This is a genomic window from Chryseobacterium sp. 2TAF14, assembly GCF_052115105.1.
Classification (GTDB): Bacteria; Bacteroidota; Bacteroidia; order Flavobacteriales; family Weeksellaceae; genus Chryseobacterium.
Genome location: NZ_JBFRGA010000179.1, coordinates 1 through 7848, shown reverse-complemented (window position 1 = coordinate 7848; position 7848 = coordinate 1). Strand labels below are relative to the sequence as shown.

9 protein-coding genes are annotated in these 7848 nt (G+C 33.0%); 2 read left to right on the top strand and 7 right to left on the bottom strand.

All coding sequences use genetic code 11. The annotated features are described in order from the left end of the window. Positions 1 to 39: 39 nt before the first annotated feature. The 6 genes from AB4Y90_RS14975 to AB4Y90_RS14950 form a co-directional block, all read right to left on the bottom strand. Entirely contained in the window at positions 40 to 696 is a 657-nt protein-coding gene (locus AB4Y90_RS14975; protein ID WP_441558339.1) for a GDSL-type esterase/lipase family protein, read from the bottom strand. 77 nt (positions 697 to 773) lie between these two features. Next, positions 774 to 1232, bottom strand: a complete 459-nt coding sequence (locus AB4Y90_RS14970; RefSeq protein ID WP_441558338.1) for a lipocalin family protein — start codon at positions 1230 to 1232, stop codon at positions 774 to 776. Positions 1233 to 1453: 221 nt separating this feature from the next. After that, a complete protein-coding gene (locus AB4Y90_RS14965) occupies positions 1454 to 2617 on the bottom strand; it encodes an iron-containing alcohol dehydrogenase (protein WP_441558337.1) in 1164 nt (387 codons plus the stop codon). Positions 2618 to 2710: 93 nt separating this feature from the next. Then, positions 2711 to 3148 (bottom strand): WG repeat-containing protein, encoded by a 438-nt coding sequence (locus AB4Y90_RS14960; RefSeq protein WP_441558336.1) that lies wholly within the window; start codon positions 3146 to 3148, stop codon positions 2711 to 2713. A gap of 17 nt (positions 3149 to 3165) precedes the next feature. After that, a complete protein-coding gene (locus AB4Y90_RS14955; RefSeq protein WP_441558335.1) occupies positions 3166 to 3570 on the bottom strand; it encodes a hypothetical protein in 405 nt (134 codons plus the stop codon). Positions 3571 to 3580: 10 nt separating this feature from the next. Beyond that, positions 3581 to 4108, bottom strand: a complete 528-nt coding sequence (locus AB4Y90_RS14950) for a hypothetical protein (RefSeq protein ID WP_441558334.1) — start codon at positions 4106 to 4108, stop codon at positions 3581 to 3583. A gap of 284 nt (positions 4109 to 4392) precedes the next feature. Here AB4Y90_RS14950 and AB4Y90_RS14945 point away from each other — a divergent pair, with 284 nt between their 5' ends. Then, on the top strand, positions 4393 to 6672 hold the full coding sequence (locus AB4Y90_RS14945; protein ID WP_441558333.1) for a phosphoenolpyruvate carboxylase: 2280 nt from the start codon (positions 4393 to 4395) through the stop codon (positions 6670 to 6672). A 52-nt stretch (positions 6673 to 6724) separates the two neighbouring features. Here AB4Y90_RS14945 and AB4Y90_RS14940 read toward each other — a convergent pair whose 3' ends face one another. Beyond that, on the bottom strand, positions 6725 to 7615 hold the full coding sequence (locus AB4Y90_RS14940; RefSeq protein ID WP_441558332.1) for a mechanosensitive ion channel family protein: 891 nt from the start codon (positions 7613 to 7615) through the stop codon (positions 6725 to 6727). Positions 7616 to 7708: 93 nt separating this feature from the next. Between AB4Y90_RS14940 and AB4Y90_RS14935 the strand changes: the two genes are divergently transcribed. After that, on the top strand, positions 7709 to 7848 hold a 140-nt coding region (locus AB4Y90_RS14935; RefSeq protein WP_441558340.1), incomplete at its 3' end, for a redoxin domain-containing protein.

Sequence of the window (7848 nt, the reverse complement as noted above, 5' to 3'; positions counted from 1 at the left end):
GAGAATTATGAAATAAATAAAAAAGTTTTTACATCAATATTATTTCATATAAGGATTCATCACCTTCGTCCAAAGCCTGTAACCTTCAGGAGTCATGTGTAACATATCTTCTACAAAAAGATCTTTTCTGATATTTCCTTCAGCATCGTTCATAACGTTTGTAATGTCTATAAAATCAGCTTTTTTTTCTTTTTTCATAAACTCTGCAATCTTTTTATTGGCTTCTTTCATCTGAGGCCACAGATTTTCGCGGCTCGGCGAATATTTTATAGAAATATAGTCAACCTGAATATTCGGAAATTTTTCACGGATCTTTTTGTAAAACTTTTTGTATCGGTCAACTACAACATCGGCTTTTAGTTGTGCATCATCGGCAAAATCATTTTCTCCGCAATAAATAATAATCTGTTTAGGCTGATAAGGACTCAGTAAATCTTCTGAAAAATAATTTAAATCTGTCAATCTTGATCCTCCAAAACCTCTGTTAATGATTTTTTTCCCGGGAAAATAATCTGAAACATCCTGCCATTTTGTAAATGATGAGCTGCCAATTAAAAGGATAGAATTTTTTGGCGGAGTATTTTCCTGATCTAATTTTTTGAAATTCTGAATGTCCTGCCAGAACATCGGGTGTTTTTCCTGAGCGAAAATCAGGGCGAAAGTCAGTAGCATTACTACTGAGAAAATCTTCTTCATTGTTTCTAATTTTTAGGAGAGTAAATATAAAAAAAACTCCCGTAAAAACGGGAGTCAATATTTTTATAAAATGTTTTTTATCTTTTATAAGTAATATATCTGAAATCTATTATCATGTCGCCATTTGTATCAATATTATCAAACATCTCCATCATTTTAAGCTCGGTATTGCTTAAAATAACGACTTTATATTTTCTGTCATTGTCGTTAATGTATTTGGTAACCAGTTCTTTAGTTTCATTATCGTAAGTATAAGTTCCCTCACTTTTTTGAGGAGTACAATCTGCGCCTACTCCGGAATAGCCTGTAAATGAAGCGTAATAATCGGTTCTGAATTCTGTGGTATTTTTAGCTGCACAACCTGTAGAAGTGTCCGTTTGTAGTACGGTTGTATTATCTGCTCCTGAAATTACTTCAGTTTTTACAGTTTTCCATTCGCCTTTCAGCATGTCCATTTCATAACCCTGAATATCATCATCTTCACAAGATGTAAGTGCTAATGCAGAAAAGGCAAATAAGAGTAAGTGTTTTTTCATTTTCACAAATTTAAGAATATGCTAAAATATAAATAAATTTGTAATATCTCTAATGAAATTAAGGTTTTTTAAACAAATGTTTGTAAAAAATATAATCTGGATATTAGGTTTTAGGATTTAGGTTTTAGAAAATTTCTGAAGTATCATGATTTCTCATTTCCATGAAAATATATCTGCCTATTTTTAACTAAAACCTAAACCCTAAAACCTACTACCTAACTTCAATAACTCATTTCTACAATTTTAAATGCATCTTTTGGAGTCAGATTTTTGTGTTCACCCAATCCGAGCCAATTTCTCTCAGTAAAAGCTTTTTCTACTCTTTCGGCGGTTCCCGCAAAATCCTGAGTGTAGTCTGATAATTTGGTCTGAATCTGAAGACTGTGGAAAAACTCTTCCAGTTTTGTAATAGCTTGTTCGGCTTTTTCTTCGGTACTTCCATCAGTTATTCCCCAAACCCGCTCAGCATATTGCGCCAGTTTCCCTTTTTTAAAATCAAAATTATAACGGTAATGAGAAGGTGCAATTACTGCTAAAGTTCTTGCATGATCAATACCATAATAAGCAGTCAGCTCGTGTCCCATTGCATGAACAGCCCAATCTGTGATCACTCCTTTTTGAATTAAACCATTCAAAGCCATCGTACAACACCACATAAAATTTCCTGCAGCATCATAATCAAACTCATCAGACATTACTTTCGGAGCTGCATTTTGTAGGCTAATTAAAATGCTTTCTGCAATTCTTTCCTGAAGATCTGCAGAAGACGGAGCCGTCATATATTGTTCTAAAACATGAGTATAAGCGTCTGCGATTCCGTTTGCAATCTGGTTTTTAGGAATTGAACGGATCACTTCCGGATCTAAAATCGAAAACTGCGGAAATAATCCCGGTCCGCCTGAAGACAATTTTTCATTGGTTTCTCTTCTGGAAATTACATATCCTGAGTTCATTTCAGAACCTGTAGCAGGCAATGTAAGGATGGTTCCGAAAGGCAATCCTTCACCTTCAAAAGTACGAACCGGTTTTTTTAAGATTTCCCAGGGTTCACCGTCATAATTGGCTGCAGCAGAAAGAAATTTGACACCATCAATCACAGATCCGCCACCAACGGCAAGAAGATAATTGATATTTTTTTCTTTTATAAAATTTAAGGCATTGATGAGAACTTCATATTCAGGATTGGCAGGAACACCGCCAAATTCGTGAAGTTCATGATCTTTTAAAGCTTCTTTTACCTGATCGTAAACACCATTTTTTTTGATGCTTCCGCCGCCGTAAATCATTAAGATTTTGGCATCTTTAGGAATTTCATTTGAAATTTTTGCAATTTCACCTTTTCCGAAAAGTATTTTTGTAGGATTTTTAAACTCGAAATTAAGCATTGTACTAAATTATTTACATCAAATGTAAGGATAGAAACACAAAATCTGAGTTAATAAAGTTTTAAAATTTTGTATGATTATATTTTATTTAAACTATTGCAATTTTGCTTTTATTTCATCTAAACTGTAAATCGCTGAAATTGCTTCTTTTCCGTTGGTATCGATGAATCCAAATTTGTTGTTGATTGTCTCTACCAGAGCTAAACCATTTTTCAGCTCATCAAATTTTCCAATGTTACGATAGATTGCCGGAACGATTTCTTTTCCATTTTTATCAATGAGACCGTACGTGTCTGTAATAGCTTTCACCAAAGCAAAATCGGGATGTATTTTTCCAAATTTTTCAATTTTAGAATAGATCGGCGCAACAACCTGTTTCTTATTTTGATCGATAAAACCGTAAGTTCCCGACGAAGTTTTTACCAACGCCCAGTCTTTTTGATAATCACCGTAAGAATACACTTTTTTGTACTGAGCAAATGAGAAAATGCCCAAAAGAGTAAAAGTGAAAGTAAATAAAGTCTTTTTCATAAGTATTTTCAATTTAATTATTCCAGCACAATTTTATAATATCCGTTTTCATCGGTGACATCAATATTAATGCCTGTAAACGTTAATTTATTGATCTGATAACCATCACAACCTCCTTTAAATTCGGAAGATTGTATAGAAAAATCAAAAACTTTTACATTAGAAAAAAAAGTATAGTTTTTTGTTCCGTTATAAGCTCCCACTTTTTCTAAAATAACTTTATCATCATCGGTTTTGGTGAGTTGTAAGCTGGTGTTATTTTCATCCTGAATGTTGTATAAAGTTAATGTCCCGTTTGTAATGAGGTTTTCATCATTAGAATTTACAAATTCAAAAACAACGGGTTGTGGTGCGTTGTAGCACTCTTCACCGCAAGCTGTGAAAAGAAAAGAAATTAGAAGGAACAGGAATATTTTTTTCATTTGAAATCACTTAATTTTGAATTACGATGGGACCGGGTCTATAATTTTTCATTTGGTTTTCTGTACCAATGATTTTTACATCTTTATCAATATATAAAATATGCATTATTAATTTTTGATTTTTTGTAATGTCAATTTCCTTTAATTCATTTTTATTGATTGTAATCTGTTCTAAATTTACATTCTTTGAAAGATCAAGTTCTTTTAATTTGTTACCGTCTACAGTTAAATATTTTAAATTTTTAAATTGTTTTAAATCAATTTCAGTAATAAAATTATCCATCATATTTAATGATTCTATATTTGGGCAGTTTTTAATTTTCACAACAGTCAATTTATTTAATCCACAAGCAAATTCTACAAGATTAGAAAGATTTGAAATCTCTAAAATTTTCAAATTATTTCTGGCACAATAAAGCTTTTTAAGATATTTAAAATTATTTATTTTAAGATTTTCTAATTTATTCGTAGTTAAAGAAAGATATTCAAGATTCTTAAAAAATACAATATCACTGATATTTTCTAAATTTTCTTTCATCAGGTTAAGTTCTTTTAAACTTTCGGCTTCAGGTTTATCAATTTTGCCATTTTTATTTTGGTCAATTTCGGGATATTTATTTAAAATAATTCTTTCCAGATTAGAATTGTTAAATTTTAATTCCTGAGAGAAAGTAATACTAAAAGAAATTAAAAATAAGATGAATAAAAGTTTTTTCATTTTTATATAATAGTTCAAAGTATAAGTTTAAAATAATTATTAAATATAAGATTTATCTGTTGTATAGGAGTTATTATTTTGGAAGAATCCACTACATTTGTTAGATGATACACGACCAGCGCACAGAAAAATTCAGGCAGATTGTGGAAAATAAGTTCCAGATCTACAATTCATTATTTATGAGCCTGCCTTATGATAAAATGACGAATATCGGGATGTTGCTTCCCTTCCTGTTTGAAGAAAGTAAAAACGGTTATGACGAAGGAAAAACTCCTGTTGAAATTATTGAAGAATTTTTTAAGAACCATACCGACTTAGAAACCGAAGATCAAAAACTTGAGCTTCTTTTTAAAATCATACAATATATTGAAAGACAGGTGGTTTTGTTTGATAGCATTGAAGATGCTGCTTTTCCGGGATTGCATTCTGAAAGCGACAACGGAACGGTTACCAATCTTTACGAAAGGTCTTTCCACGACCACAAACTTGAAAAAGTACGCGAGAAATTGAAAGATTTTACGGTAAAAGTTGTTTTTACAGCGCATCCGACACAGTTTTATCCAAGCTCGGTGCAGCGTATCATCCATGATTTGAGAAAGGCGATTACGGATGATTCTATTACCGATATCGATACGCTTTTGCAGCAATTGGGAAAAACACCTTTTGTAAATAAAGAAAAACCAACTCCGATCGATGAAGCATTGAGCATCATTCATTATTTGAGATACGTTTATTACGATACAATCGGAGAACTGTTTACGAAAATCAGAAAAACTTTTGATAACGGGCATTTTAATCTGCATGAAGATATTATCCAGCTTGGTTTTTGGCCGGGAGGTGATCGTGACGGAAATCCTTTTGTGACGGCGCCTGTTACGAAAAGAGTTGCCGAAGAATTGCATTTTGCGACTTTAGATATTCGCCAGGACAGCAGAATTCACCAGAAAGTAATAGATGATGTATATTCAAAAATGTTTGGAAATTCAGACGCCGATTATGTTGAAAAATTTATTAAGCTGATTGAAGTTTCAGAAAAAATCGATACCGAATCTTTTGACGAAATCGTTTCTGATACCTTAATAAATGTAGCCCAAATCAAAGAAATTCAGCAATTAAACGGTTTGCGTGGAATGAACCGATACATTATTTCAAATTCTGATGCGGTGAAAGATGTGATGAATGTGTATGCATTTTTCAAAATTTCAGGTTATAAAGATGAAGAAATTGATATGGATATTGTTCCGCTTTTCGAAACGATGGAAGGTCTTGCCAATGCTGAAAATGWGATGAATGAATTGTACCAAAATCCTGTTTATCAGAAACATTTGCAGAGAAGAGGAAATCAGCAGACGATTATGCTCGGTTTTTCAGACGGAACGAAAGATGGTGGTTACCTGAAAGCAAACTGGGAAATTTATAAAGCGAAAGAAGTTTTAACCAAAATTTCTGAAGAAAACGGAATTAAAGTGATTTTCTTTGACGGAAGAGGCGGTCCTCCTGCAAGAGGTGGCGGAAAAACGCATGATTTCTACGCATCGCAAGGAAAAACGATTGCCAATAATAAAATTGAATTAACCATTCAGGGACAAACCATAACGAGTATTTTCGGGAATAAAGAACAGGCGAAATATAATTTTGAACAGCTTTTAACAGCCGGAGTTGAAAATGATGTTTTCAAAAATTCTAAAAAAGATTTAACCGAAAAAGAAAGAGCTTTAATTATAGAATTGGCGGATATCAGTTATCAAAAATATTCAGACTTAAAAGCACATCCGATGTTTGTTCCTTATCTGCAGGAAATGAGTACATTGGAATTTTATGGTAAAACCAATATCGGAAGCCGCCCTTCAAAACGTGGTGGCGACAGCAAGCTAAAATTTGAGGATTTAAGAGCAATTCCGTTTGTAGGATCATGGTCGCAGCTGAAACAAAATGTTCCCGGATTTTTCGGTTTCGGCTTTGCCATGCAGAAAATGAAAGAGCGGGGTAGATTTAATGAAGTAATCGATTTGTATAAAGGTTCAGACTTCTTTAAAACTTTAGTTTTAAACTCGATGATGAGCATGAACAAATCTTATTTCCCATTGACTTATTATATTAAAAACAACCCGAAATTTGGAGAGTTCTGGAATGTTTTGTTTGCAGAATACAATCTTTCAAAAGATATTATGCTAGAATTAACTGGGTTTAAACAGCTTCAGCAAGAAGATCCTTTGTCGAGAAAATCAGTAAAGATCAGAGAAAGAATTGTGCTTCCTTTGTTGAGCATTCAGCAATACGCTTTGATGAAAATTCAGAAACGAGAAGGCAATAAAGAAGCTTACGAAAAACTGGTAACACGTTCTCTGTTCGGAAATATTAATGCAAGCAGAAATTCAGCTTAAAGAATTTTTTAAATAAAGTTAAAAGAGACTGCCATAAAGACAGTCTCTTTTTTTATAAGCCTAATTTGTCATTAGGATTGGCTTGGTCATTTGCCTGATTAATCAGGTTTATGCTTGTAGGCGTCACTAAAGGAATACCATCTGCGTCAAGTCGTTTCTTTATTTTTTCTAAAGCCTCACTTTTAATGTGAAGCATATTTKAACCGACTGCAATCCAGAATTTTGCCTGAAGTGTAAAAACGCCCTGCTTCAAATTGGTGAAATTTACTTCTGCAGTTTCAAGCTTATCAATGTTTTCTATATTTTTTATGACTTCTAAAATGCCTTGTTGTGCTGTGCTTATATCTTCATCCGCAGGAATTTCAAAATCTAAAATAATTCTTCTTTGCGGTGATGCTGTAATATTGTAAAATGGCGCATTAAATACTACCTGATTCGGGATGTATGCTTTCTTTCCGTCGTCTGTAATTATTTTTGTAGTCAGAAAACCTATTTCCTGCACGGTTCCCGAGTGATTTCCTATTGTGATATAATCTCCTACCTTGAAAGCTTTATCGATCCCGATGAGCATCCCTGAAAATATACTGGAAACCAAATCTTTCAACGCAACACCAGCAATAACACCGGCAACTCCTAAACTACCGATGAATTTCCACAGAAAACCGCTGAATCCCATGATTTCCAATGCAATAAAAGTTCCCATCAGCATGATGATAAACCTGAAAATATTGATAATGGTAACCACGGATCCTTCCTTTTTACTTTTAGGAAAGAGCTTATGCATGATTTTTACGGCAAGCTTACTTAGATATTTACTTGTGAAAAGAAAAAACAGAAATACCAAAATCCCCACCACAAGTTTTGGTGTAAGTTTCGCAAATGCGATATACCAATTTTCTAAAACTTTATACACTGTATCGATATAGCTTAAGCCGTACTCCATAATATTTTTTTAAAATTTAAAATATTTTTTAAGCAAAAATTTTGCCAGTTAACGAAAGTCTATTAAATTTGTAGACTAATAAAACAAAACATTATGTCAATCAAACTAGGAGATACCGCACCCAACTTTCAGGCAGATTCATCATTAGGAAATATTGATTTTTACGAATACTTAGGAGATTCGTGGGGGATTTTGTTTTCTCATCCTGCAGATTTTACTCCGGTTTGTACGAC